This is a genomic window from Flavobacterium sp. GSP6, assembly GCF_003984855.1.
GTDB lineage: Bacteria > Bacteroidota > Bacteroidia > Flavobacteriales > Flavobacteriaceae > Flavobacterium.
This window is the reverse complement of sequence record NZ_RYDO01000002.1, coordinates 271,192-295,186: the sequence shown is the minus strand read 5'-3', so window position 1 is coordinate 295,186 and position 23,995 is coordinate 271,192. Positions and strand designations below refer to the sequence as shown.

Genomic DNA, 23,995 nt, shown 5'->3' with positions numbered 1-23,995 from the left:
ATTGTACAATTATTTTCTTGGCAAAAAGATCTCAGCCATCATACATCTGGCACTGCCACCCCCAAATGCTTCAATAGTATCCAGGCTCGAACTCAAAATTTCAGCATGTCGCTCCAGTTGTTCAATTTGTTTTGAAGTCAAACTCTGATGTGCAGCAGCACTCATCACTAAATATCGTTTGTCCTTTGCCCCACGAATTTCAAGCATGTTTCCTGCAAAAGTATTCATTTGGGCTTCCGTAATTAAAATGATTTCTTTCCCGTTTTCTTTTAGGCTATCCAGGACCATTTTACGTTCTTTTTTATCATCAATACACTCCGAACAAATCACAGCAAAAGTATCCCCCAGACACATCATCACATTGGTATGGTAGATCAATTTTCGTTCCGAACCGACGGTTTGAAATGCTTCAAAAATAACTGGAGCATAGTCAAAATCCTCACAGAATTCGATAAACAACTCTTCATCAGCCCTTGGTGACAAAGCGCAATATGCTTTAGCATTAGTTCTATCCAAAAGCAAACTTCCTGTTCCTTCCAAATAGAATCCATCTTCCTCTGCCGATGTATAATCAACAATATTATGAATCACAAATCCTTTGTCTTCCAGAACATCTAAAATATCTTCGCGGCGCTCGTGACGGCGATTTTCAGCAAACATAGGATATAAAGCCACATCTCCATTCTCGTGAAAAGAAATCCAGTTGTTTGGAAAAACACTATCTGGTGTATCTGGATTCAGGGTATCATCAACAACCGTAACATCAACCCCGACTGCTGTTAGTTTTTCGACAAAAGCATCAAATTCTTGTTGTGCTTTAGCGTTTACCGTTGCAGGCAAAAGACCGTCTACTACTTTTTGGTAATAATTATTTACTGCCGTTTGTTCGTTCATTCTAAACGCTACTGGGCGAATCATCAATATCGAATTTGTTGTTTGTTTCATGGGTTTTTGTGTTTTATTTTTGTGGTAGAGACGCACTGCAGTGCGTCTCTATCGTGCGTCTCTACCACAATACGTTTTTAAAATTGAATTAATCTCGAATCAAAGGCAAGGTCGAACAGCGCAATAGCCCTTCTTGTTTTGCAATTTCGGCATAAGGAATTTCTTCTACCAGAAAACCGTTTGCTCTCAACCAATTGTTCAGTCGGGTGAAATTTCTTTCGGAAACCACAACAGTGGTATCGATAGAAAAAATATTAGAATTCATGTGATACATTTCGTCTCTAGTGACGTGAAATAAATTTTCTTTCCCAAAAAGATTAACCAGGAATAAATAATCGGCTTCTTCTCGAAATCCATTTTTGTATATAATCCCTTTATTAATTCCAACAGGCTGAAAACAACAGTCTAAATGCAAGGCATTATCCCTTGCTTCAATTTTAGACTTTACTAGGTCAAATCCCTTTACAATTTTAGTAGGAAACAGGTCTTTGATGTACTGCACACCCTGAAGATTCGTCCGTGCTGTAATATAATCCTGGTAATCACTTCCTTTATATGTACCAACGAAGATATAGTCATTCCACAACATCACATCCCCTCCTTCTATGTGTACTTCTTCTGGGGGGCGCACTACTTTTTGAGGATCAATTTGGTCTATTACGTACTGAATCGCGTCTAATTCCCGCTCGCGATCCGGCAATATATTCGATTTTACAAAAACATCTCCAATTACAAAGCCAATATCTCTGGTAAATATTTGATTGTAATTTTCAATCATTTCAGGACGAAACACCGTTACATCATATTTTTCAAAAACCCGATTGAAGGCTTCCATTTCTCGAACCATATCTGTCTCGATCGGATAAGTCCCTGCCAATATATGCTCTAACGATTTTGGATCATAGGCCTCTTCTCGTTTTGGCGTTGGCCCGTTATGTACTGCAGAACCCAAAACAACTGCCCTTAGTCTTGAAGTTTCATTATTTACATTTAATTCTAACATGTATCTTTAACTTTTAGCAAATATAAAAAAAGCTTCACAAATTTGTGAAGCTTTTTATCTTTTATCTTTTATCAGAGGTCTTGAATTCTCGCAAAGGATGTCCTGTGTAAATTTGTCTTGGTCTTCCGATAGGCTCTTTATTTTCTCGCATTTCTTTCCATTGTGCAATCCAACCCGGCAAACGCCCTATGGCAAACATAACCGTAAACATATCGGTAGGAATTCCTAGCGCTCTGTAAATAATTCCAGAGTAGAAGTCTACATTAGGATATAAATTTCTTGATTTGAAATACTCATCTTCCAAAGCCGCTGCTTCTAACTTTTTAGCAATAGCAAGAATTGGGTCTTCAACTCCTAAAGTTGCTAAAACTTCATTTGCTGCTTTTTTGATGATTTTTGCTCTTGGATCAAAGTTTTTATAGACTCTATGTCCAAAACCCATCAATCTAAAAGGATCATTTTTATCTTTGGCTTTAGCCATATATTTATCTGCATCACCGCCATTTCTATGGATTTCTTCCAGCATTTCAAGAACTGCCTGATTGGCACCTCCGTGCAAAGGACCCCAAAGAGCTGAAACTCCGGCAGATATTGATGCAAACAATCCCGCATGTGAGGAACCCACCATTCTAACGGTAGAAGTGGAACAGTTTTGCTCATGATCGCCATGAAGTATAAACAACTTGTCTAATGCATCTACTACCACAGGGTTTGGCGTATACGGCTCTGTAGGCAATTCAAACATCAAATGCATGAAATTCTCCACATACCCTTTAGTGTTATCATAATAATTCAAAGGATAACCCATACTTTTTCTGTAGGTCCAAGTGGCAATAACCAGGAATTTCCCCATGGTTTTACAAACTGCTTCATACATTTCTTTTTCATTCTCTACATTAACCGATTTAGGGTTGAACGCAGTCAATGCACTCGTCAAAGCAGCTAAAACACCCATTGGATGGGCTGTTTTTGGAAAACCATCAATGATGTTTTTCATTTCTTCATTGACCAGCGTGTATTTTCTGATATCCGTTTCAAATTGCGCCAACTGTTTAGTAGTAGGCAATTCTCCAAAAATTAAAAGATAAGACACTTCAAGAAAATCAGCTTTTTCTGCTAAATCTTCAATAGCGTATCCTCTGTAGCGAAGAATTCCTAATTCTCCGTCCAGAAAAGTAATATCACTCTTACAAGAACCTGAATTTTTATAGCCCGGATCAAGAGTAATTATACCGGATAAATCACGTAATTTGTTAATATCGATGGCAACTTCATTTTCGCTACCTACTACTATAGGCAGTTCAATTTTTTTTCCGTCGATTTCTAATGTTGCTGTTTTTGACATAATATATTTGAAAATAAACTTTTAAAATAATAATTTATCAAATCTAGGGAATTAAACACTAATTAAAAAGAGAATAATACAATGAAAATGTTAAATATTACCAAAAAAAAGCCATTCACACGAAGTGAATGGCTAAAAAAGATAGTATTAGAACTTATTTTATTTTAAAAGCGTTTTTTCCCGGAAAATAAGCGGTATCGCCTAATTCTTCTTCAATTCGCAATAATTGATTGTATTTAGCCATACGGTCTGAACGAGAAGCAGAACCGGTCTTGATTTGTCCACAATTCAATGCTACTGCTAGATCTGCAATAGTATTGTCCTCCGTCTCTCCGGAACGGTGCGACATTACCGAGGTAAAGCCTGCGTTTTTAGCCATATTGACCGCTGCAATAGTTTCAGTCAAAGTACCTATTTGGTTTACTTTAACCAAAATTGAATTTGCAATTCCTTTTTCGATTCCTGTTGACAATCGTTCCACATTAGTAACAAATAAATCATCCCCTACTAATTGTACTTTATTACCAATTTTATCCGTCAGGTATTTCCAACCATCCCAGTCATTTTCATCCATTCCGTCTTCGATAGAGATAATAGGGTAATTAGCTGCTAATTCAGCTAAATAATCAGCTTGCTCCTCTGAAGTTCTAATTTTACCCGTTTCGCCTTCAAATTTCGTATAATCGTATTTTCCGTTTACAAAAAATTCAGAAGCCGCACAGTCTAAAGCCACCATGATTTCGTCTCCAAAAGTATAACCAGCAGCCTCAACTGCTTTTTTGATCGTGTCCAATGCATCCTCTGTACCACCGGCAAGGTTTGGTGCAAAACCACCTTCATCACCTACAGCGGTACTTAAACCTCTATCATGTAATACTTTTTTAAGGCTATGAAAAATCTCAGTCCCCATTTGCATTGCATGCGTAAAAGAAGTTGCTTTAACTGGTATGATCATGAATTCCTGAAACGAAATTGGCGCATCAGAATGTGAACCTCCATTGATGATATTCATCATAGGAACGGGCAATGTATTCGCAGAAACGCCGCCTACATATCGATACAAAGGCAATCCTAATTCATTTGCTGCCGCTTTGGCAACAGCCAAAGACACACCCAAAATTGCATTTGCTCCCAAGTTTGATTTATTAGGCGTGCCATCTAAATCAATCATCATTTGATCAATAACATTTTGTTCAAAAACGGAAACTCCAAGAAGTTCTTCCGAAATAAGGGTATTCACATTTTTCACCGCATTCAAAACTCCTTTACCAAGAAAAGCTTTTCCTCCGTCACGTAACTCCACTGCTTCATGTTTACCGGTAGAAGCTCCAGATGGAACTGCTGCTCTTCCTAAAACACCATTGTCTGTAATTACATCTACTTCAATTGTAGGATTTCCTCTTGAATCAAAAATTTGTCTTGCGTGAATTTTGATAATTATACTCATATTTTCTAATTTTTATTTAGTAATACAAATATATTCTATCTTTTGTAATGACATTATGAAAATAATGAATGTTATTAACGAAAACGTTATAATTATTTTAGAAATAACACTTTTCTACTTTATTAAAATTTTATTTTGCAGTATCAAATTAATTTTACTTTTTTCATTATATATTCGTGAAATTATATTCACTTTTGAAAGTGCTTTTTTTCTTTAAAATTTACAGTCAAGATGCGTATTGCATCGAGACAGCGCAAAATAGGACTAAAATATCATAGATAGTAGTATAAAAATTATTTTTCGCATAAAAAAAGGCCTGACTTTATGATTAAAGTCAAACCCTTCTGTTTTAAAATTTTCACAATTAAATAACTGTCTTTATCCTTTAATATTTTCAATAAACTGATCAAATAAATACGACGAATCATGGGGCCCAGGACTTGCTTCAGGGTGGTATTGAACAGAAAAACAATTTTTGTTTTTCATGCGCATCCCTGCAACAGTTCCATCATTAAGATGAAGATGCGTAATTTCAAGATTTGGATGATTGTCCAATTCCTCTTTATTAACCGCAAAACCATGATTTTGAGAAGTTATTTCCCCTTTTCCAGTGATGATATTTTTTACAGGATGATTTATTCCTCTGTGCCCATTAAACATTTTATAAGTAGAAATTCCATTAGCAAGACCAATTATTTGGTGTCCAAGACAGATTCCAAATAAAGGTTTATCATTGTCAAGAATTTCTTTAGCCACTTGAATCGCACCCGAAAGAGGCTCAGGATCCCCGGGACCATTAGATAAGAAGTATCCATCTGGATTAAATGCAGCTAAATCCTGATACGAAGAATCAAAAGGAAATACTTTGATATAACAATCTCTTTTAGCCAGATTACGAAGGATATTCATTTTAATTCCTAAATCAAGTGCTGCGATTTTATACGTTGCCTTCTCCTCACCAAAAAAATAAGGCTCCGTAGTAGAAACTTTAGATGCTAATTCTAAACCCTTCATATCAGGGACTTTTGACAAAGCCATTTTTAGTTCTTCTACTGAGGTATCATCTGTACAAATTACAGCATTCATAGCACCGTTCTCCCGAATATAACTAACCAGGGCACGCGTATCTACATCAGATATACAGATCAAGTTTTGTTTAATAAAATAATCTTCTAGACTCCCTGAAGCATCGGTACGAGAATAATTAAAACTAAAATTTTTACAAACCAACCCGGCAATTTTAACACTATCTGATTCTATTTCTGAATCGTTTACTCCATAATTTCCAATATGAGCGTTCGTGGCAACCATTAATTGTCCAAAATAAGAAGGGTCAGTGAATATTTCCTGATAACCTGTCATTCCGGTGTTAAAACAAACTTCCCCAAAGGTAGTTCCGCTGATTCCAATAGATTTACCATGGAATATGGTTCCGTCACTCAATAAAAGAATGGCGCTTTGTCTTGTTGTATATTTCATTCGTTGCTATCTAATGTTATTTTTAATAGTCTCATGGAACTCGCAAAGCGGGTTTCATATATAGTTAAATATTGTGCAAATTTAATTGTTTAAAGCAATGGATGCAAGTTTTTGAAATTTATTGTATAATAAAAATTCTACCCTAGAGCCCTGATGACCTTGGAGCGTCTGGAGGCATCTTTTTGATTTTTTTTTAAAAGCAAAAGATACAGTGAACAGCAAGACAATTCACTATTAAATAATACGTTTTTTGTTCCGAAAAAATCAAAAAAAAAGGATAAACTATAAATAGCTTATCCTTAATTTTTATTGAATGATTATTTTCATAATTACTCAGCTGTCTCTGCAGTTGGTTCAGTTTCAGCAGCTGGAGCTTCAGTAGCCTCATCTGCTTTTTTAGCTTTCCCACCACGACGGCTTTTTGCTTTTTTAACTTCTTTTTTACCACCATTGTAAAGTTCATTGAAATCTACTAACTCGATCATTGCCATATCAGCATTATCTCCTAAACGATTCCCAACTTTAATGATACGCGTGTATCCACCTGGACGGTCTCCTACTTTAGCAGCTACGTCTCTGAACAAGTCAGTTACCGCATATTTGCTACGTAAGTAAGCAAAAACGATACGACGATTGTGAGTCGTATCTTGTTTTGATTTTGTTATTAAAGGCTCAACGAATTGTTTAAGCGCTTTTGCTTTAGCAACAGTAGTGTTAATACGTTTGTGCTCTATAAGAGAACAAGCCATATTAGCTAACATAGATTTTCTATGTGCAGTCTGTCTGCTTAAGTGATTGAATTTTTTTCCGTGTCTCATGACGTGTTTTTTTATACTTTCATCTTGATGCTATCCATTTTGGAGATCAAAATATGAAGTAATTTATTCTTTATCTAGTTTGTATTTTGCTAAATCCATACCAAAGTTCAAATTTTTAACTGCAACAAGTTCATCAAGTTCAGTTAAAGATTTTTTACCAAAATTACGGAATTTCATTAGGTCATTTTTGTTGAACGATACTAAATCACCAAGTGTATCAACTTCAGCCGCTTTCAAACAATTTAATGCTCTTACAGAAAGATCCATATCAACAAGCTTAGTTTTAAGCAATTGTCTCATGTGTAATGACTCTTCATCATACGATTCTGTTTGTGCAATTTCGTCAGCCTCGAGTGTAATTCTTTCGTCAGAGAACAACATGAAATGGTGAATCAAAACTTTAGCAGCTTCAGTAAGGGCATCTTTTGGATTGATAGAACCATCAGTTTTAATTTCAAAAACTAATTTTTCATAATCTGTTTTTTGCTCTACACGGAAGTTTTCAATTGCATACTTTACATTTTTTACCGGAGTAAAAATTGAATCTGTAAAAATAGTTCCAATTGCAGCATTCTGTTTTTTGTTCTCTTCAGCAGGAACATATCCTCTACCTTTTTCGATCGTTAAATCGAAATTAAGTTTAATTTTAGGATCTAAATTACAGATAACTAGTTCTGGATTCAAAACTTGGAAACCTGAAATAAATTTTTGAAAATCACCAGCTGTTAATTGATCTTTACCGGAAACAGAAATAGTAACTGATTCATTATCAATATCTTCAATTTGTCGTTTGAAACGTACTTGTTTAAGATTAAGGATAATTTCGGTAACGTCCTCAACAACTCCTGAAATAGTAGAAAACTCATGATCTACACCTTCAATACGAACAGATGTAATAGCATAACCTTCTAATGCTGAAAGCAAAACTCTTCTAAGTGCATTACCAACGGTCAATCCGTAACCCGGTTCTAAAGGTCTAAATTCAAATTTACCTTCAAAATCGGTTGAATCGATCATGATAACTTTATCGGGCTTCTGAAAATTAAATATTGCCATAAATTTCGACTAAGTCAATTATTATTTGTTGTACAACTCTACGATTAATTGTTCTTTAATGTTTTCTGGGATTTGAAGTCTAGCTGGTACAGAAACGAAAGTACCTTCTTTGATATCATTATTCCAAGTAATCCATTCATAAACATGACTTGAATTAGACAAAGAACGTTCGATTGCTTCTAAAGATTTAGATTTTTCACGAACTGCAACTTTATCACCAGGTTTAAGGTGGTAAGAAGCTATATTTACAACGTCACCATTAACAGTGACATGTCTATGAGAAACAAGTTGTCTAGCTCCTCTTCTTGAAGGGGCAATACCCATTCTAAAAACAACGTTATCTAATCGTGCTTCACATAATTGTAAAAGAACTTCACCAGTAACACCTTTAGTTGCTGATGCTTTTTTGAATAAACCTCTGAATTGTTTTTCTAAAATTCCGTAAGAATATTTAGCTTTTTGTTTTTCCATTAACTGGATAGCAAATTCAGATTTTTTCCCTCTTTTTTTAGCCATCCCGTGTTGTCCGGGTGGATAATTTCTTTTTTCGAACGCTTTATCGTCTCCGAAAATTGCTTCGCCGAATTTACGGGCGATTCTTGTACTTGGACCAGTATATCTTGCCATTTTAAATTGTTTAAGATAGAGATTATGAATTCAGGTCTTATCCTTCGATAATCGGTATTCTATCTAGGTTATACTAAAAAAATATTATTAAACTCTACGTCTTTTTGGAGGACGACATCCGTTGTGAGGCATTGGAGTAACATCGATAATCTCAGTCACTTCAATTCCACCGTTATGCAAAGAACGGATCGCAGACTCACGTCCGTTTCCTGGTCCTTTAACATACACCTTAACTTTTTTAAGTCCTGCTTCAAGAGCTACTTTACTACAATCTTCTGCTGCCATTTGGGCTGCGTATGGAGTATTCTTTTTAGAACCTCTAAAACCCATTTTACCAGCTGAAGACCAAGAAATAACTTCACCTTTTTTGTTTGTCAAAGAAATGATGATATTATTGAAGGTAGCAGAAATATGAGCTTCTCCCGTTGATTCAACGATAACTTTACGTTTTTTTGCAGTTGCTTTAGCCATATTACTTATTATTTAGTTGCTTTTTTCTTGTTGGCAACAGTTTTTCTTTTACCTTTTCTTGTTCTGGAGTTATTCTTAGTTCTTTGTCCTCTTAATGGAAGACCAGTTCTGTGACGAATACCTCTGTAACACCCAATATCCATTAGACGTTTGATGTTTAAAGAAACTTCTGAACGCAATTCTCCTTCAATTTTGAAAGTGGACACTGCTTCACGAATCGCTCCGATCTCATCATCATTCCAGTCTTGAACCTTTTTATCTTGGCTTACTTGAGCTTTTTCTAAAATCTCAATAGCTCTACTATTTCCTAATCCGAAGATGTAGGTAAGTGCTATAACACCTCTCTTATTTTTTGGGATATCTACCCCTGCTATTCTTGCCATAATTATCCTTGTCTTTGTTTAAATCTAGGATTCTTTTTGTTTATTACGTACAATCTCCCTTTTCTTCGCACAATTTTGCACTCGGGACTTCTCTTTTTTACTGAAGCTCTAACTTTCATTTTGAATATCCTTTAATATCTATAAGTAATTCTTGCTTTTGACAAATCGTAAGGGCTCATTTCTAGTTTCACTTTATCACCAGGTAATAATTTGATATAATGCATACGCATTTTTCCAGATATATGTGCAATTACTATATGTCCATTCTCTAACTCTACACGAAACATTGCATTTGATAATGCTTCAATGATCGATCCGTCTTGTTCTATTGCTGATTGTTTTGCCATAAAGTTAAGCTACTGCTTTTCTATTTTTACCACTTTTCATTAAACCATCATAATGCTTATTTAGCAAATATGAATTGATTTGCTGCATTGTGTCAATGGCAACACCTACCATAATTATCAATGAAGTACCTCCGAAAAACATTGCCCAGGATTGTTGAACATCCATAACACTTACAATTATCGCCGGGAACACGGCAATCAAAGCAAGAAATAAAGATCCTGGAAAAGTTATTAAAGACATCACCTTATCAAGATAATCAGAAGTTTCAACTCCTGGTCTGATACCCGGTATAAAACCACCGCTTCTCTTTAAATCATCAGACATCTTGTTAGTAGGAACTGTGATTGCAGTATAAAAGAAAGTAAATACAATTATTAACGTTGCAAAAACTAAATTATACCAGAAACCAAACATATTACTAAAAGCGCCAACGATTGACTGCGAAGCATCTGATTTAGACAGCCCTGCCAAAGCAGCTGGAATGAACATAATTGCTTGAGCAAAAATAATTGGCATCACCCCAGAAGCATTAAGCTTTAAAGGGATCCACTGTCTATTTCCACCTAACATGTCTTGTTCAAAATCCCCTGAAGTAGTACGTCTGGCATATTGAACAGGAATTCTCCTAATCGCCATAACCAACAATACACAACAAACAATAACCAATAACCAAATGATAATTTCGATAACTAACAACATCGGACCACCGTTATTATTAGTCACTCTCGTGGTAAATTCTTGGATGAATGCCTGAGGCAATCTTGCCAAAATACCCACCATAATCAACAAAGATATACCATTTCCTATTCCCTTATCTGTAATTTTTTCTCCTAACCACATCGCAAAAATTGTACCTGTGACTAAAATAATTACTGACGAAAATAAGAATTCAAATGAATTGAATCCCAATAAAAATGCATTACTAGGTAACGTTCTATATAAATTGTAGATGTAAGTAGGACCTTGAACCAAGGTGATACCAATAGTCAACCAACGTGTAATTTGATTAATTTTTTTTCTACCGCTTTCTCCATCGCTTTGAAGTTTTTGCAAGTATGGAACCGCAATTCCCATCAACTGAACAACAATTGAAGCAGAAATGTAAGGCATTATTCCTAAGGCAAAAACAGAAGCCTGTGAAAAAGCTCCTCCAGTAAACATATCAAGAATTGAACCAATTCCTTCTTTAGTTTGCCCGGCTAAATTACCCAACTGTGTAGCATCAATACCTGGTAAGGTTACTTGAGCCCCAAAACGATACACTAAAAGCAAACCCAATGTAATTAGGATTCTATTTTTCAGTTCTTCGATTTTCCAAACATTACTAATTGACTCAATAAATTTCTTCATATTAATTGAAAAATTACATTGTTACAGCTTCTCCACCAGCAGCTTCAATAGCAGCTTTTGCAGTAGCAGTAAATTTGTGAGCGGTTACTTTTAATTTTGCTGTCAATTCACCTCTACCTAAAATCTTAACGATTTCATTTTTAGTAGCTAAACGATTAGCAACATAAACTGTCATATCAACAGTATCTTTAATAACACCATTATCAACTAATAGTTGAAGTGTATCAAGATTTACACCTTCGTAATCTTTACGATTGATGTTTGTAAAACCAAACTTAGGTACACGTCTTTGAAGCGGCATTTGTCCCCCTTCAAAACCAATCTTTTTAGAATAACCAGAACGAGATTTGGCTCCTTTGTGACCTCTTGCAGAAGTACCACCTTTTCCAGAACCTTCTCCTCTACCTAACCTTTTATTTTGATTGTGTGTAGCACCTTCAGCAGGTTGTAAGTTACTTAAATTCATAACAGTATTTGTTATTTAGCTTCTTCAACAGAAACTAAGTGTTTAACTTTATTTATCATCCCAAGGATTGTAGGGTTTGAATCATGCTCTACAACTTGTCCCATTTTACGTAGACCTAAAGCTTCCAAACCTCTCTTTTGAGTAAGAGGACAGTTGATTTTGCTTCTAACTTGTTTTACTAATAATTTAGCCATAATTTCCTTGAATTAACCTTTAAAAACTTTTTCTAAAGAAACGCCTCTTTGTTTTGCAACAGTATAAGCACTTCTCATTTGTAATAAAGCATCAAAAGTTGCTTTTACCACGTTGTGAGGATTTGAAGATCCTTGAGATTTAGATAATACATCATGAATTCCTACTGATTCAAGAACTGAACGAACAGCTCCACCAGCAATAACTCCTGTACCATGAGAGGCAGGAATTAAGAATACACGTGCACCACCAAATTTACCTTTTTGTTCGTGAGGAACTGACTGACCATTCAAAGGAATTTTTACTAAATTTTTCTTAGCATCTTCTACTGCTTTCGCAATTGCTTCAGAAACATCTTTAGATTTTCCTAATCCGTGTCCAACCACTCCGTTTTCATCACCTACAACTACAATAGCAGAAAAACCAAAAGCTCTACCACCCTTTGTAACCTTAGTAACACGATTTACACTTACCAAACGATCTTTTAATTCAAGACCACTTGGTTTTACTAACTCTACATTCTTGTATTTACTATTAGACATACTATATTAGAATTTAAGTCCAGCCGCTCTTGCGCCTTCCGCTAATGATTTAATACGTCCGTGATATAAATAACCTCCTCTATCGAAAGTTACTACGTCTATCCCAGCTTTTAAAGCTTTTTCAGCAACTAGTTTTCCAACTGCTGTAGCAACTTCAATGTTCGTACCGTTACCTATTTCTTTTTCTCTTGAAGAAGCCGCCAATATAGTAACTCCGTTTACGTCATCAATAAGTTGCGCGTAAATTTCTTTGTTACTTCTAAATACAGATAGTCTTGGATTAGTAGCAGTACCACTAATTGTTTTTCTAATTCTGAATCTAATTCGTTGTCTTCTTTCAGGTTTTGTTAATGACATAATCTTATTTTTTAAGCTGATTTACCTGCTTTTCTTCTTAATACTTCCCCTACAAACTTAACACCTTTTCCTTTATACGGCTCAGGCTTACGGAAACCTCTGATTTTCGCAGCTACTTGCCCTAAAAGTTGTTTGTCAAATGATGTTAATTTCACGATAGGGTTTTTACCTTTTTCAGATATTGTTTCTAAAGTCACTTCTGGAGCAATTTCTAAAACAATATTGTGAGAATAACCAAGTGCTAAATCTAATTTTTGTCCTTGATTTGAAGCTCTGTAACCAACTCCTACCAATTCTAATGACTTAGTAAAACCATCTGTTACACCGATAATCATGTTATTGATCAAAGATCTATACAAACCGTGTTTTGCTCTTTGGTCTTTGTGATCAGAAGATCTTTCTACTTGAACTAGATCCCCTTCAACTGTAACAGTAACGTCCGAAAACTCCTGAGTTAGTTGACCATTTTTTCCTTTTACTGTAATAATACCATTTGCAACTTCAACAGTTACACCAGCAGGGATTACAACCGGACTTTTACCTATTCTTGACATCTTATTATAGTCTTTAAATTAGTATACGTAACAAATTACTTCACCACCTACATTCAATTGCTTCGCTTTTTTTCCTGTCATCAACCCTTTAGAAGTAGATACAATAGCGATGCCTAATCCATTAAGGATTCTAGGAATGGTAGAAGAACTTGAATATTTACGTAAACCTGGTTTACTAATTCTTTGGATATCTTTAATTACGGACTCTTTAGTATCTTTATCATACTTCAAAGCAATTTTGATTGAACCCTGAACAGCGTTGTCTTCAAATTTGTAACTCAAGATATAACCTTGATCAAATAAGATCTTAGTTATTTCTTTTTTTAGATTAGATGCAGGAATTTCAACGACTTTGTGGTTTGCAGCCACAGCGTTTCTAACTCTCGTCAAATAATCTGCAATAGGATCTGTATACATGTGTATTGATTTGCGGCAACGGTTTTCGACAAAGTATTTGTCGAACCTGAAACCAATTTATAAATTTCTATAATCACAAATTTCAAATTACGAATTACTTTTTAAAAGGTAATTCATAATTTGAAATTCATAATTGAATTTTACCAAGATGCTTTTTTAACACCTGGTATCAATCCGTTATTTGCCATTTCACGAAATGTAACACGTGAAAGACCGAATTGACGCATATACCCTCTTGGTCTACCTGTTAATTTACAACGATTGTGCAAACGAACTGGTGAAGCATTTTTTGGCAACTTTTGCAAACCTACGAAATCTCCAGCTTCTAACAAAGCTTTTCTTTTCTCAGCATACTTAGCAACTGTTTTTTCTCTCTTAACCTCGCGGGCTTTCATTGATTCTTTAGCCATGTCTTAATTCTTTTTAAAAGGTAAACCTAGTTCAGCCAATAATGATTTTGCTTCCTTGTCTGTTTTTGCAGTAGTTACAAAAGAAATATCCATACCTGAAATTTTGTTAACTTTATCAATATCAATTTCCGGGAAAATGATTTGCTCCAAAACTCCAAGGTTATAATTTCCTCTTCCATCAAAACCAGTAGCTTTAATACCACTGAAATCCCTTACACGTGGTAAAGCTGAAGTAATAAGTCTATCTAAAAACTCATACATTCTTTCTCCACGCAAAGTAACTTTTGCTCCAATAGGCATCCCTTTTCTCAATTTGAATGACGCAACGTCTTTCTTTGAAATAGTAGATATTGCTTTCTGTCCAGTAATCTTTGTCAACTCATCAACCGCGTAGTCGATTAGTTTTTTATCAGATACAGCTGCACCAACTCCTTTACTTAAAACGATTTTTTCCAATTTTGGAACTTGCATTACGTTTACGTATCCGAATTCCTCTTTAAGAGCAGCAATTACTCTGCTCTTATATTCTTCTTTTAGTCTAGGTATATACTCCATTACTATAGTACTTGATTAGATTTTTTTGAAAATCTTACTTTCTTATCTCCTTCTACTCTAATACCAACTCTTGTTGTTTCCTTAGTTTTAGGATCAATTAAAGAAATATTAGATATTTGTATAGAAGCTTCCTTCTTTACGATACCACCTTGAGGGCTTTTTGCACTTGGTTTCGTATGTTTCGATACCATGTTAACACCTTCAACAATCGCTTTGTTTTTCTCACGGTAAACACGTAATACTTTACCTTCAGCACCTTTATGGTCTCCAGCAATTACTCTTACTATATCACCTGATTTTATTTTTAGCTTTATCATCTTAAAACGAATTAAAGCACTTCTGGTGCTAATGATACAATTTTCATGAATTGTTTTTCACGAAGTTCTCTTGCTACCGGACCAAAAACACGAGTTCCTCTCATTTCACCAGCAGCATTCAATAACACACATGCGTTGTCATCAAACCTAATGTATGAACCATCGGCTCTTCTTACTTCTTTTTTGGTACGTACAACAACTGCAGTTGAAACAGCTCCTTTTTTAACGCTTCCGTTGGGAGCAGTATCTTTGATAGAAACTACAATCTTGTCACCAACAGAGGCATACCTTCTTTTGGTACCTCCTAAAACACGGATAGTTAAAACTTCCTTTGCTCCAGTATTATCTGCTACTTTTAGTCTTGATTCTTGTTGTACCATAATTATTTAGCTCTTTCTAAGATTTCAACTAACCTCCAACATTTGGTTTTACTTAAAGGACGCGTTTCGCTAATCCTTACCGTATCTCCAATGTTACAGTCGTTCATTTCGTCGTGTGCGTGATACTTTTTAGTTTTCAACACGAACTTACCGTATAATGGGTGTTTTACTTTACGCACTTCTGCAACAACAATAGATTTATCCATTTTGTCCGAAGTTACAACACCAACTCTTTCTTTTCTTAAATTTCTTTTTTCTTCCATCTTTCAGCAGACTACAGTTATTGTCTTTTAGTAAGTTCAGTAGCTAATCTTGCAACTGTTCTTCTTACACTTCTAATTTGAAGTGGGTTCTCAATTGGTGAAATAGCGTGAGCCATTTTTAGATCAGCGTATGTTTTCTTAGTTTGGCTAAGCTTTTCTTGCAACTCTGCTGCAGAAAGATCTTTTATTTCTGATTGTTTCATAATATAATATAGATTATGCTTCGAAATCTCTAGCAACGACGAATTTAGTTTTTACTGGAAGCTTTTGAGCTGCAAGACGTAACGCCTCTTTAGCAACTGACAAAGGAACTCCTCCAACTTCAAACATAATCCTTCCGGGTTTAACAACGGCAGCCCAATACTCAACTGCTCCTTTACCTTTACCCATACGTACCTCAAGAGGCTTCTTAGTAATTGGTTTGTCTGGAAATATTTTGATCCATAACTGCCCTTCTCTTTTCATAAAACGAGTTGCAGCGATACGTGCAGCTTCTATTTGACGAGAAGTTAAGAACATTCCATCTTCATGTACAGATTTAATACCAAACATTCCATTAGAAAGTTCATGTCCTCTTTGAGAATTCCCTTTCATTTTACCTTTTTGTACCTTACGGTATTTTGTTCTTTTAGGCTGTAACATTTTTCTTTAATTTAAAAATTTACTTTCGTTTACGAGCGTCTGGTTTACCACCTTTATTAAAAGGCTTTCTGTCTCCTCTAGGAGAATCGCCACCTTTACCACCAGCACCAGATTGTTTTTTGTCCATTCCGGCAAGTGGAGAAAGATCTCTCTTTCCATAAACTTCACCTTTCATGATCCACACTTTGATCCCCATTCTACCATAAGTAGTATGAGCTTCTGCCAAAGCATAATCAATATCAGCTCTGAAAGTTGATAGAGGAATTCTACCTTCTTTGAAACCTTCTGAACGAGCCATCTCAGCACCATTCAAACGACCAGAAATCAAAACTTTGATACCTTCTGCGTTCATACGCATAGAGGCGGCAATTGCCATTTTGATTGCACGTCTGTAAGAAATTCTGCTTTCGATTTGACGACAGATGCTGGTAGCAACTAGATACGCGTCAAGCTCAGGTCTTTTGATTTCAAAGATGTTGATTTGAACCTCTTTGTCAGTAACTTTCTTAAGTTCTTCTTTCAACTTGTCTACCTCTTGTCCACCTTTCCCGATAATAATACCCGGTCTGGCTGTAGTGATAGTAACGGTTACAAGTTTCAAAGTTCTCTCGATGATTACTTTTGATACACTAGCTTTTGATAAACGAGCATGGATGTACTTTCTGATTTTATAATCTTCGGCAAGTTTATCACCGTAATCATTTCCACCATACCAGTTTGAGTCCCATCCTCTGATGATACCAAGTCTATTTCCAATTGGATTTGTCTTTTGTCCCATCTTTATTAAATTGCTTGTGTGTTATTAATAGATCCAAGCACGATTGTAACGTGATTAGAACGTTTTCTTATTCTGTGTGCACGACCTTGTGGAGCTGGACGAAGTCTTTTCAACATCATTCCACCATCTACTGTAATCGTTTTTACAAATAAACCTGCTTCTTCCATATTAGCGTCAGGGTTTTTTGCTTGCCAGTTGGCAATTACAGACAAAACCAATTTTTCTAATTTTCTTGAAGCTTCTTTAGAACTAAATCTTAAGATGTTCAATGCTCTTTCTACCTTCTGACCTCTTACCAAGTCCGCTACTAAGCGCATTTTTCTAGGTGAAGTGGGGCAGTTATTCAATTTTGCGAAAGCAATAGACTTATTAGCCTCTTTTCTCGCATCTGCTGTTTCTCTTTTACGAACTCCCATTGCTTCTTATTTTTTACCTTTATTTTTTGCTCCAGCATGACCTCTAAAAGATCTAGTTGGTGAAAATTCTCCTAATTTGTGACCTACCATGTTTTCTGTTACGTAAACTGGTACAAATTGACGACCGTTATGAACTGCGATAGTTTGCCCAACAAAGTCTGGAGTAATCATAGAAGCTCTAGACCATGTCTTAACAACTCCTTTGTTTCCACCTGCAATGTTTTCTTGAACTTTCTTGTCTAACTTATAATGAACGAAAGGTCCTTTTTTTAATGAACGTGCCATATCTTATTATTTCTTTCTACGTTCTACGATATACTTGTTACTCGGGTTTTTCTTAGAACGAGTTCTATAACCTTTTGCTGGTATTCCATTTCTTGAACGTGGATGTCCACCAGAAGAACGACCTTCACCACCACCCATTGGGTGATCGACAGGGTTCATCGCTACAGGTCTTGTTCTAGGTCTTCTACCTAACCATCTTGTTCTACCAGCTTTTCCTGATACAACTAATTGATGGTCTGAATTAGAAACCGCTCCAATTGTAGCCGAACAAGTCAACAAGATCAATCTTGTTTCACCAGAAGGCATTTTGATTGTTGCGTATTTTCCATCTCTTGCCATTAATTGAGCAAATGTTCCAGCAGAACGAGCTATTACAGCTCCTTGACCTGGTCTCAATTCGATACAAGAAATAACAGTTCCTAATGGAATTCTACTTAAAGGTAAAGTATTACCAATTTCAGGTTGAGATTCTGGACCAGAAACTAATTTCTGACCAACTTTCAATCCGTTTTGAGCAATAACATACGTTTTCTCTCCATCAGCATACGCTAACAAAGCGATAAATGCAGTACGATTCGGATCATACTCAATTGATTTTACCGTAGCAGGAATTCCTTCTTTAGTACGTTTAAAATCAATGATACGATATCTCTGCTTGTGACCACCACCCGTATAACGCATGGTCATCTTTCCTTGACTATTTCTACCACCAGAGTTTTTTATCGGCGCTATCAAAGAGCGTTCCGGCTTATCAGTTGTAATGGCGTCATAACCATTCACAACTCTAAATCGCTGACCTGGGGTAATAGGTTTTAATTTTCTTACTGACATTTTTCTATCTTAGATATTGTTGTAAAAATCAATTGTTTCTCCTTTTTGTACTTGAACAATTGCTTTTTTAGTTGCATTCGTCTTTCCACTTATTAAACCACTTTTAGTGTATTTAGTAGTTCTATCTGGCCTTACATTCATCGTATTGACACTTAAAACAGTTACTCCATAAGCAGCCTCAACAGCTTTCTTAATTTGCACTTTGTTTGCTTTTTTATCAACAACGAATCCGAAGCGGTTTAAAACTTCACTTTCTTTGGTTACTTTTTCCGTTACTATAGGCTTAATTATGATGCTCATATCCTATTATTTACTTAAATTTTCTTCAATTATCTCCAAAGAACTCTCTAAAAGCACTAAATTATTAGCGTTTAATATAGCGTAAGTGCTTAATTCTAAGCTACTTACTACGCTAGAGCCTTTTAAATTGCGTGACGACAAATATACATTTTTATTTACATCACCCAACACAAACAGGGATTTTTTATTTTCTAACTCTAAAGCTTTCAAAACGTTGATGAAATTTTTAGTGTTTGGTGTTTCAAAATTAAAGTCTTCAAGAACGATAATATTCGATTCTTTAGCTTTAATAGAGAAAGCAGATTTTCTAGCCAAACGTTTCAAGCTTTTATTCAATTTAAATGAATAGCTTCTTGGTCTTGGTCCAAAAACTGTTCCACCACCTTTAAACAATGGATTCTTTGCACTACCCGCACGAGCAGTACCAGTTCCTTTTTGTTTTTTAATCTTACGCGTACTTCCCGCTACTTCAGCTCTTTCTTTAGCTTTGTGCGTTCCCTGTCTTTGATTAGCAAGATATTGCTTAACATCAAGGTATACTGCGTGATTGTTTGGTTCTATACCAAATACTGAATCAGAAAGTTGCACTTTTCTTCCAGTATCTTTTCCGTTGAAATCTAATACTTTTGCTTCCATTACTTCTGAATGATTACATAAGAGTTGTTACATCCAGGAATACATCCTTTAATAACAAGTAGGTTCTTTTCAGCCACTACTTTTAAAACTCTAAGGTTTTGAACTTTTACATTGTCTCCTCCCATACGTCCAGCCATACGCATTCCTTTGAATACTCTGGATGGATAAGAAGACGCTCCTACAGAACCCGGCGCTCTTAAACGGTTGTGTTGACCGTGAGTTGCTTGACCAACACCACCAAAACCGTGACGTTTAACAACCCCTTGAAAACCTTTACCTTTAGATACACCTTGCACATCTACAAATTCTCCTTCAGCAAAAATAGAAACATCAATAAGATCCCCTAATTTTTGTTCTGTTGCGAAATCTTGGAATTCAACGACTTTTTTCTTAGCTACAGTTCCCGCTTTTGCAAAGTGACCTAAAGCCGCTTTTGTGGAATGTTTCTCGTTTTTGTCATCGAAACCAAGTTGCAACGCTTCATACCCGTCAACACCTTTGGTTCTGACTTGGGTAACAACACATGGTCCAGCTTCGATTACTGTACAAGGAATATTCTTCCCGTTTTCGTCGAAAATGCTAGTCATGCCGATTTTTCTACCAATTAACCCAGACATAATTATTAATTATTAATTATTAAATATAAATATAGAACGCAGCTTTTAACCAAATCCTATTTTTTAAGTGGGTGCAAATGTATAACTTATTTACACACAAACCAAAAAAATAATTTTCGATTAAAAACAGCGTCCTTTTCTTACTAGTAAGCTACTTAAACTTTGATCTCTACTTCAACACCGCTAGGCAATTCCAGTTTCATCAAGGCATCAATAGTTTTTGATGAAGAGGAATAAATATCAATCAATCTCTTGTATGACATTACTTCAAATTGCTCTCTTGCTTTTTTGTTAACGTGTGGAGAACGTAATACTGTGAAAAGTTTTTTGTGAGTTGGTAATGGTATTGGACCTGTAACAACTGCTCCTGTACTTTTAACTGTTTTTACAATCTTTTCAGCAGACTTGTCTACTAACATGTGATCGTAAGATTTTAGTTTTATTCTGATTTTTTGACTCATTTTCTTAAAGATTAAGCGTTTCCTTTTGCTTTTTTGATAACTGCTTCCGAAATATTCGAAGGAGTTTCAGCGTAATGTGAAAATTCCATTGTTGATGTTGCACGACCTGAAGATAAAGTTCTTAAAGTAGTAACATAACCAAACATTTCTGATAATGGCACATCGGCTTTAATGGTTTTAGCACCCGCTCTATCACCCATATCATTTACCTGACCTCTACGACGGTTGATATCACCTACGATATCTCCCATGTTTTCTTCAGGTGTAATCACTTCCATTTTCATGATTGGCTCTAATATAACAGCACCAGCTGCTTTAGCTACCTCTCTATACCCCATTCTTGCTGCAAGCTCAAAAGAAAGTGCATCAGAATCCACAGGATGGAAAGACCCATCCAATAAAGTTACTTTCAAACTATCTACTTGATATCCTGCTAAAGGACCAGTTTTCATAGCTTCTCTAAAACCTTTTTCTACAGATGGTATATATTCTTTAGGAACGTTACCACCTTTGACAGCATTAACGAACTGCAATCCAACAGGAGCTTTACCATCAACTTCATCAGCTGGCTCTAATCTAAATACGATATCACCGAATTTACCACGACCACCAGATTGTTTCTTGTACGTTTCTCTGTGTTGAGCAGACTTTGTAAATGCTTCTTTGTATTCAACTTGAGGCTCACCTTGGTTTACTTCAACTTTGAATTCACGTCTCATTCTATCAACTAAGATGTCCAAGTGAAGCTCACCCATACCTGAGATAATAGTTTGCCCAGAAGCTTCATCTGTTCTAACCGTAAATGTAGGATCCTCTTCAGCTAATTTAGCCAAAGCCATACCCATTTTATCTACGTCAGCCTTAGTTTTAGGTTCAATTGCAATACCAATAACCGGTGCTGGAAATTTCATAGACTCAAGAATAATTGGGTGTTTTTCATCACACAACGTATCTCCAGTTTTGATATCTTTAAATCCAACTGCCGCTCCAATATCACCCGCTTCGATATAATCGATTGGGTTTTGTTTGTTTGCATGCATTTGGTAAATACGAGAAATTCTTTCTTTATTTCCTGAACGTGTGTTCAAAACGTAAGAACCCGCATCTAAACGTCCTGAGTAAGCACGGAAGAAAGCTAAACGACCTACGAATGGGTCAGTAGCAATTTTGAAAGCTAAAGCAGCAAATGGCTCTTTAACATCGGGCTTACGCAATATTTTAGTTTGATCTTCTTCTAACAATTCAGCATCATCAGGATGAATTCCTTCAATACCATCTTTATCCATTGGAGATGGCAAATATTTACATACTGCATCTAACATGAATTGAACTCCTTTATTTTTAAAAGAAGAGCCAGCAATCATAGGAATGATAGCCATATCCATTACAGCAGCTCTCAATGCAATATTGATTTCTTCCTCTGTAATAGAGTTTTCATCTTCCATGAATTTTTCAAGTAAAGTCTCATCATAATCAGCTACTGCCTCAATAAGAATCGATCTGTACTCCTTCACTTCTTCAAGCATATCCTCTGGAATAGGCACAATATCATACGTTGCTCCTAAACCTTCTTCATGCCATACTATAGCTTGATTTTTAACTAAATCCACAACACCTCTGAAATCATTTTCTTCACCAATAGGCAAAGTGATTGCAACTGCGTTTGATTTCAACATATCTCTTACTTGTTGACAAACCATCAAAAAGTTAGATCCTTGTCTATCCATTTTATTAACGAATCCAATACGTGGCACCCTGTATTGATCTGCCAATCTCCAGTTCGTTTCTGATTGTGGCTCAACACCATCAACAGCACTAAATAAGAAAACCAAACCATCAAGAACACGCAAAGAACGGTTTACTTCAACTGTAAAGTCAACGTGTCCCGGTGTATCGATAATATTGAAGTGATAAGGAGCTGTTTCAGATAAAACTTTACCTTGTTCAGTTGGAAAATTCCATTCACAAGTTGTAGCTGCAGAAGTAATTGTAATACCTCTTTCTTGCTCTTGTGCCATCCAGTCCATTGTTGCAGCACCATCGTGTACTTCACCAATTTTGTGTGATTTTCCAGTGTAGAATAATATACGCTCTGTTGTTGTTGTTTTACCAGCATCAATGTGAGCAGCAATTCCTATGTTTCTTGTATATTTTAGATCTCTAGCCATTTCTTAAGAATTAAAATCTAAAGTGAGAGAATGCTTTATTAGCTTCTGCCATTTTGTGAGTATCCATTCTTTTCTTAACAGCAGCTCCTTCTTCTTTAGCCGCAGCTAAACATTCTGAAGCTAACCTCTGAGCCATCGATTTTTCGTTTCTTCTTCTAGAATAAAGAATTAACCATTTCATCGCCATAGAAATTTTTCTGTCTGGACGAATTTGCATCGGAATTTGGAATGTAGCTCCACCTACTCTACGACTACGTACTTCTACGTGAGGCATAACATTGGTTAAGGCATCTTTCCAAATTTCTAATGATGGTTTCTCCGCATCTTGTTTTTTAGACTCAATGATGTCAATTGCATCATAAAATACTTTAAACGCTGTCGATTTTTTTCCATCCCACATTAAGTTGTTCACAAAACGTGTTACCAGTTGGTCATTAAACCTAGGATCTGGTAAAAGTGGTCTCTTCTTTGCCGCTCTTTTTCTCATGTCTTTTTTTTAATAAAATGTCATACTAATATAGTCGCGACGAATCGCGGCTTTACAAGAATAACTTTTTAAATTACTTTTTTGCTTCTTTTGGGCGTTTTGCTCCGTACTTAGATCTTCTTTGCGTTCTTCCTGCTACTCCTGACGTATCAAGGGCACCACGAACGATGTGATATCTAACTCCTGGTAAATCTTTTACCCTTCCACCCCTAACTAATACTATCGAGTGCTCTTGTAGATTGTGTCCTTCACCAGGGATGTAGGCATTTACTTCATTACCATTTGTCAAACGTACACGCGCTACTTTACGCATTGCAGAGTTTGGTTTTTTTGGTGTTGTAGTGTAAACACGCGTACAAACCCCTCTTCTTTGAGGACAAGAATCTAAAGCAACCGATTTACTCTTCTTAGTTATCTGAGTTCTTCCTGTTCTTACTAATTGTTGAATTGTTGGCATAATTAATACTAAAAATTTCTTATTATATTAAATTCCCGCTTTTTACGGGGTTGCAAATGTAGAAAATATTTTTTATTCTACAAACGTTAATCCACTAATTTTCAATAAGATTATTTTATCATTCGATTTTAATCGCAAAAAGCAGATATTTACATTCTATTTAATAAAACAAAATTCACTTGAAGCACTTCC

General features: G+C 35.7%; 37 protein-coding genes. All 37 read right to left on the bottom strand.

What is annotated here, in order from left to right:
- Positions 1–9 precede the first annotated feature (9 nt).
- Entirely contained in the window at positions 10–945 is a 936-nt protein-coding gene (ctlX, locus tag EKM03_RS03265) for a citrulline utilization hydrolase CtlX (protein WP_126739863.1), read from the bottom strand.
- Positions 946–1,033: 88 nt separating this feature from the next.
- Entirely contained in the window at positions 1,034–1,948 is a 915-nt protein-coding gene (locus EKM03_RS03260) for a dimethylarginine dimethylaminohydrolase family protein (RefSeq protein WP_126563339.1), read from the bottom strand.
- A gap of 61 nt (positions 1,949–2,009) precedes the next feature.
- Positions 2,010–3,293, bottom strand: coding sequence for a citrate synthase (locus tag EKM03_RS03255; protein ID WP_126458918.1), 1,284 nt, complete (start codon positions 3,291–3,293; stop codon positions 2,010–2,012).
- A gap of 154 nt (positions 3,294–3,447) precedes the next feature.
- Entirely contained in the window at positions 3,448–4,740 is a 1,293-nt protein-coding gene (gene eno, locus EKM03_RS03250; RefSeq protein WP_126458915.1) for a phosphopyruvate hydratase, read from the bottom strand.
- A 378-nt stretch (positions 4,741–5,118) separates the two neighbouring features.
- Positions 5,119–6,219 carry a glutamine-hydrolyzing carbamoyl-phosphate synthase small subunit gene (gene carA / locus EKM03_RS03245; RefSeq protein ID WP_126739862.1) on the bottom strand — a complete coding sequence of 367 codons (1,101 nt, stop codon included), beginning with the start codon at positions 6,217–6,219 and terminating at the stop codon, positions 5,119–5,121.
- A gap of 329 nt (positions 6,220–6,548) precedes the next feature.
- A complete protein-coding gene (rplQ, locus tag EKM03_RS03240; protein ID WP_126739861.1) occupies positions 6,549–7,037 on the bottom strand; it encodes a 50S ribosomal protein L17 in 489 nt (162 codons plus the stop codon).
- 63 nt (positions 7,038–7,100) lie between these two features.
- Positions 7,101–8,093 carry a DNA-directed RNA polymerase subunit alpha gene (locus EKM03_RS03235; protein WP_126451845.1) on the bottom strand — a complete coding sequence of 331 codons (993 nt, stop codon included), beginning with the start codon at positions 8,091–8,093 and terminating at the stop codon, positions 7,101–7,103.
- A gap of 21 nt (positions 8,094–8,114) precedes the next feature.
- A complete protein-coding gene (rpsD, locus tag EKM03_RS03230; RefSeq protein WP_073210389.1) occupies positions 8,115–8,720 on the bottom strand; it encodes a 30S ribosomal protein S4 in 606 nt (201 codons plus the stop codon).
- Positions 8,721–8,807: 87 nt separating this feature from the next.
- On the bottom strand, positions 8,808–9,191 hold the full coding sequence (gene rpsK, locus EKM03_RS03225) for a 30S ribosomal protein S11 (protein ID WP_024981527.1): 384 nt from the start codon (positions 9,189–9,191) through the stop codon (positions 8,808–8,810).
- An 8-nt stretch (positions 9,192–9,199) separates the two neighbouring features.
- Positions 9,200–9,574 (bottom strand): 30S ribosomal protein S13, encoded by a 375-nt coding sequence (gene rpsM, locus EKM03_RS03220; protein ID WP_091173715.1) that lies wholly within the window; start codon positions 9,572–9,574, stop codon positions 9,200–9,202.
- A gap of 2 nt (positions 9,575–9,576) precedes the next feature.
- On the bottom strand, positions 9,577–9,693 hold the full coding sequence (gene ykgO, locus EKM03_RS03215) for a type B 50S ribosomal protein L36 (protein WP_008992256.1): 117 nt from the start codon (positions 9,691–9,693) through the stop codon (positions 9,577–9,579).
- A 12-nt stretch (positions 9,694–9,705) separates the two neighbouring features.
- Positions 9,706–9,921: a translation initiation factor IF-1 gene (gene infA, locus EKM03_RS03210; RefSeq protein WP_007136545.1), complete on the bottom strand. Its 216-nt coding sequence runs from the start codon at positions 9,919–9,921 to the stop codon at positions 9,706–9,708.
- 4 nt (positions 9,922–9,925) lie between these two features.
- Positions 9,926–11,272 carry a preprotein translocase subunit SecY gene (gene secY / locus EKM03_RS03205; RefSeq protein WP_126451844.1) on the bottom strand — a complete coding sequence of 449 codons (1,347 nt, stop codon included), beginning with the start codon at positions 11,270–11,272 and terminating at the stop codon, positions 9,926–9,928.
- A 13-nt stretch (positions 11,273–11,285) separates the two neighbouring features.
- On the bottom strand, positions 11,286–11,738 hold the full coding sequence (rplO, locus tag EKM03_RS03200; RefSeq protein WP_126451843.1) for a 50S ribosomal protein L15: 453 nt from the start codon (positions 11,736–11,738) through the stop codon (positions 11,286–11,288).
- Positions 11,739–11,749: 11 nt separating this feature from the next.
- Entirely contained in the window at positions 11,750–11,932 is a 183-nt protein-coding gene (rpmD, locus tag EKM03_RS03195) for a 50S ribosomal protein L30 (RefSeq protein WP_027310825.1), read from the bottom strand.
- 12 nt (positions 11,933–11,944) lie between these two features.
- Positions 11,945–12,472 (bottom strand): 30S ribosomal protein S5, encoded by a 528-nt coding sequence (gene rpsE, locus EKM03_RS03190; RefSeq protein WP_035668102.1) that lies wholly within the window; start codon positions 12,470–12,472, stop codon positions 11,945–11,947.
- 6 nt (positions 12,473–12,478) lie between these two features.
- Positions 12,479–12,829, bottom strand: coding sequence for a 50S ribosomal protein L18 (gene rplR / locus EKM03_RS03185; protein ID WP_113636694.1), 351 nt, complete (start codon positions 12,827–12,829; stop codon positions 12,479–12,481).
- Between the two features lie 11 nt (positions 12,830–12,840).
- Complete coding sequence (gene rplF / locus EKM03_RS03180) at positions 12,841–13,383, bottom strand: 50S ribosomal protein L6 (RefSeq protein WP_126451841.1); 543 nt, start codon at positions 13,381–13,383, stop codon at positions 12,841–12,843.
- A gap of 18 nt (positions 13,384–13,401) precedes the next feature.
- Entirely contained in the window at positions 13,402–13,800 is a 399-nt protein-coding gene (gene rpsH / locus EKM03_RS03175) for a 30S ribosomal protein S8 (RefSeq protein WP_066081018.1), read from the bottom strand.
- Positions 13,801–13,940: 140 nt separating this feature from the next.
- Positions 13,941–14,210 (bottom strand): 30S ribosomal protein S14, encoded by a 270-nt coding sequence (gene rpsN, locus EKM03_RS03170; protein WP_007136553.1) that lies wholly within the window; start codon positions 14,208–14,210, stop codon positions 13,941–13,943.
- Between the two features lie 3 nt (positions 14,211–14,213).
- Complete coding sequence (gene rplE / locus EKM03_RS03165) at positions 14,214–14,765, bottom strand: 50S ribosomal protein L5 (RefSeq protein WP_126451840.1); 552 nt, start codon at positions 14,763–14,765, stop codon at positions 14,214–14,216.
- Between the two features lie 2 nt (positions 14,766–14,767).
- The gene (gene rplX / locus EKM03_RS03160) at positions 14,768–15,082 is read right to left on the bottom strand and encodes a 50S ribosomal protein L24 (RefSeq protein WP_035668111.1); all 315 of its coding nucleotides are present in this window, start codon (positions 15,080–15,082) and stop codon (positions 14,768–14,770) included.
- Positions 15,083–15,093: 11 nt separating this feature from the next.
- On the bottom strand, positions 15,094–15,462 hold the full coding sequence (gene rplN / locus EKM03_RS03155; protein ID WP_026717863.1) for a 50S ribosomal protein L14: 369 nt from the start codon (positions 15,460–15,462) through the stop codon (positions 15,094–15,096).
- 2 nt (positions 15,463–15,464) lie between these two features.
- Positions 15,465–15,725 carry a 30S ribosomal protein S17 gene (gene rpsQ, locus EKM03_RS03150; RefSeq protein ID WP_066081027.1) on the bottom strand — a complete coding sequence of 87 codons (261 nt, stop codon included), beginning with the start codon at positions 15,723–15,725 and terminating at the stop codon, positions 15,465–15,467.
- Positions 15,726–15,742: 17 nt separating this feature from the next.
- Positions 15,743–15,928, bottom strand: coding sequence for a 50S ribosomal protein L29 (gene rpmC / locus EKM03_RS03145; protein WP_091203666.1), 186 nt, complete (start codon positions 15,926–15,928; stop codon positions 15,743–15,745).
- Between the two features lie 13 nt (positions 15,929–15,941).
- Positions 15,942–16,367, bottom strand: a complete 426-nt coding sequence (gene rplP / locus EKM03_RS03140; RefSeq protein ID WP_007803637.1) for a 50S ribosomal protein L16 — start codon at positions 16,365–16,367, stop codon at positions 15,942–15,944.
- A gap of 19 nt (positions 16,368–16,386) precedes the next feature.
- Complete coding sequence (gene rpsC, locus EKM03_RS03135; RefSeq protein WP_126451838.1) at positions 16,387–17,145, bottom strand: 30S ribosomal protein S3; 759 nt, start codon at positions 17,143–17,145, stop codon at positions 16,387–16,389.
- A gap of 5 nt (positions 17,146–17,150) precedes the next feature.
- Entirely contained in the window at positions 17,151–17,561 is a 411-nt protein-coding gene (rplV, locus tag EKM03_RS03130; RefSeq protein WP_007136561.1) for a 50S ribosomal protein L22, read from the bottom strand.
- Between the two features lie 6 nt (positions 17,562–17,567).
- Positions 17,568–17,846 (bottom strand): 30S ribosomal protein S19, encoded by a 279-nt coding sequence (rpsS, locus tag EKM03_RS03125; protein WP_007136562.1) that lies wholly within the window; start codon positions 17,844–17,846, stop codon positions 17,568–17,570.
- Between the two features lie 6 nt (positions 17,847–17,852).
- Positions 17,853–18,677 carry a 50S ribosomal protein L2 gene (rplB, locus tag EKM03_RS03120; RefSeq protein WP_059114053.1) on the bottom strand — a complete coding sequence of 275 codons (825 nt, stop codon included), beginning with the start codon at positions 18,675–18,677 and terminating at the stop codon, positions 17,853–17,855.
- Between the two features lie 9 nt (positions 18,678–18,686).
- Positions 18,687–18,977, bottom strand: a complete 291-nt coding sequence (gene rplW / locus EKM03_RS03115) for a 50S ribosomal protein L23 (protein WP_126451837.1) — start codon at positions 18,975–18,977, stop codon at positions 18,687–18,689.
- A 6-nt stretch (positions 18,978–18,983) separates the two neighbouring features.
- A complete protein-coding gene (gene rplD, locus EKM03_RS03110) occupies positions 18,984–19,613 on the bottom strand; it encodes a 50S ribosomal protein L4 (protein ID WP_091173690.1) in 630 nt (209 codons plus the stop codon).
- Positions 19,613–20,230: a 50S ribosomal protein L3 gene (gene rplC, locus EKM03_RS03105; protein WP_126451836.1), complete on the bottom strand. Its 618-nt coding sequence runs from the start codon at positions 20,228–20,230 to the stop codon at positions 19,613–19,615. Before rplC ends, rplD begins: the two co-directional genes overlap by 1 nt.
- A 155-nt stretch (positions 20,231–20,385) precedes the next feature.
- Entirely contained in the window at positions 20,386–20,691 is a 306-nt protein-coding gene (gene rpsJ / locus EKM03_RS03100) for a 30S ribosomal protein S10 (RefSeq protein WP_011963470.1), read from the bottom strand.
- Positions 20,692–20,702: 11 nt separating this feature from the next.
- Positions 20,703–22,859 (bottom strand): elongation factor G, encoded by a 2,157-nt coding sequence (fusA, locus tag EKM03_RS03095; RefSeq protein WP_126451835.1) that lies wholly within the window; start codon positions 22,857–22,859, stop codon positions 20,703–20,705.
- Positions 22,860–22,869: 10 nt separating this feature from the next.
- Positions 22,870–23,346, bottom strand: coding sequence for a 30S ribosomal protein S7 (gene rpsG, locus EKM03_RS03090; protein ID WP_035668130.1), 477 nt, complete (start codon positions 23,344–23,346; stop codon positions 22,870–22,872).
- A gap of 73 nt (positions 23,347–23,419) precedes the next feature.
- Positions 23,420–23,803, bottom strand: a complete 384-nt coding sequence (gene rpsL, locus EKM03_RS03085) for a 30S ribosomal protein S12 (protein WP_007136570.1) — start codon at positions 23,801–23,803, stop codon at positions 23,420–23,422.
- Between the last annotated feature and the right edge of the window lie 192 nt (positions 23,804–23,995).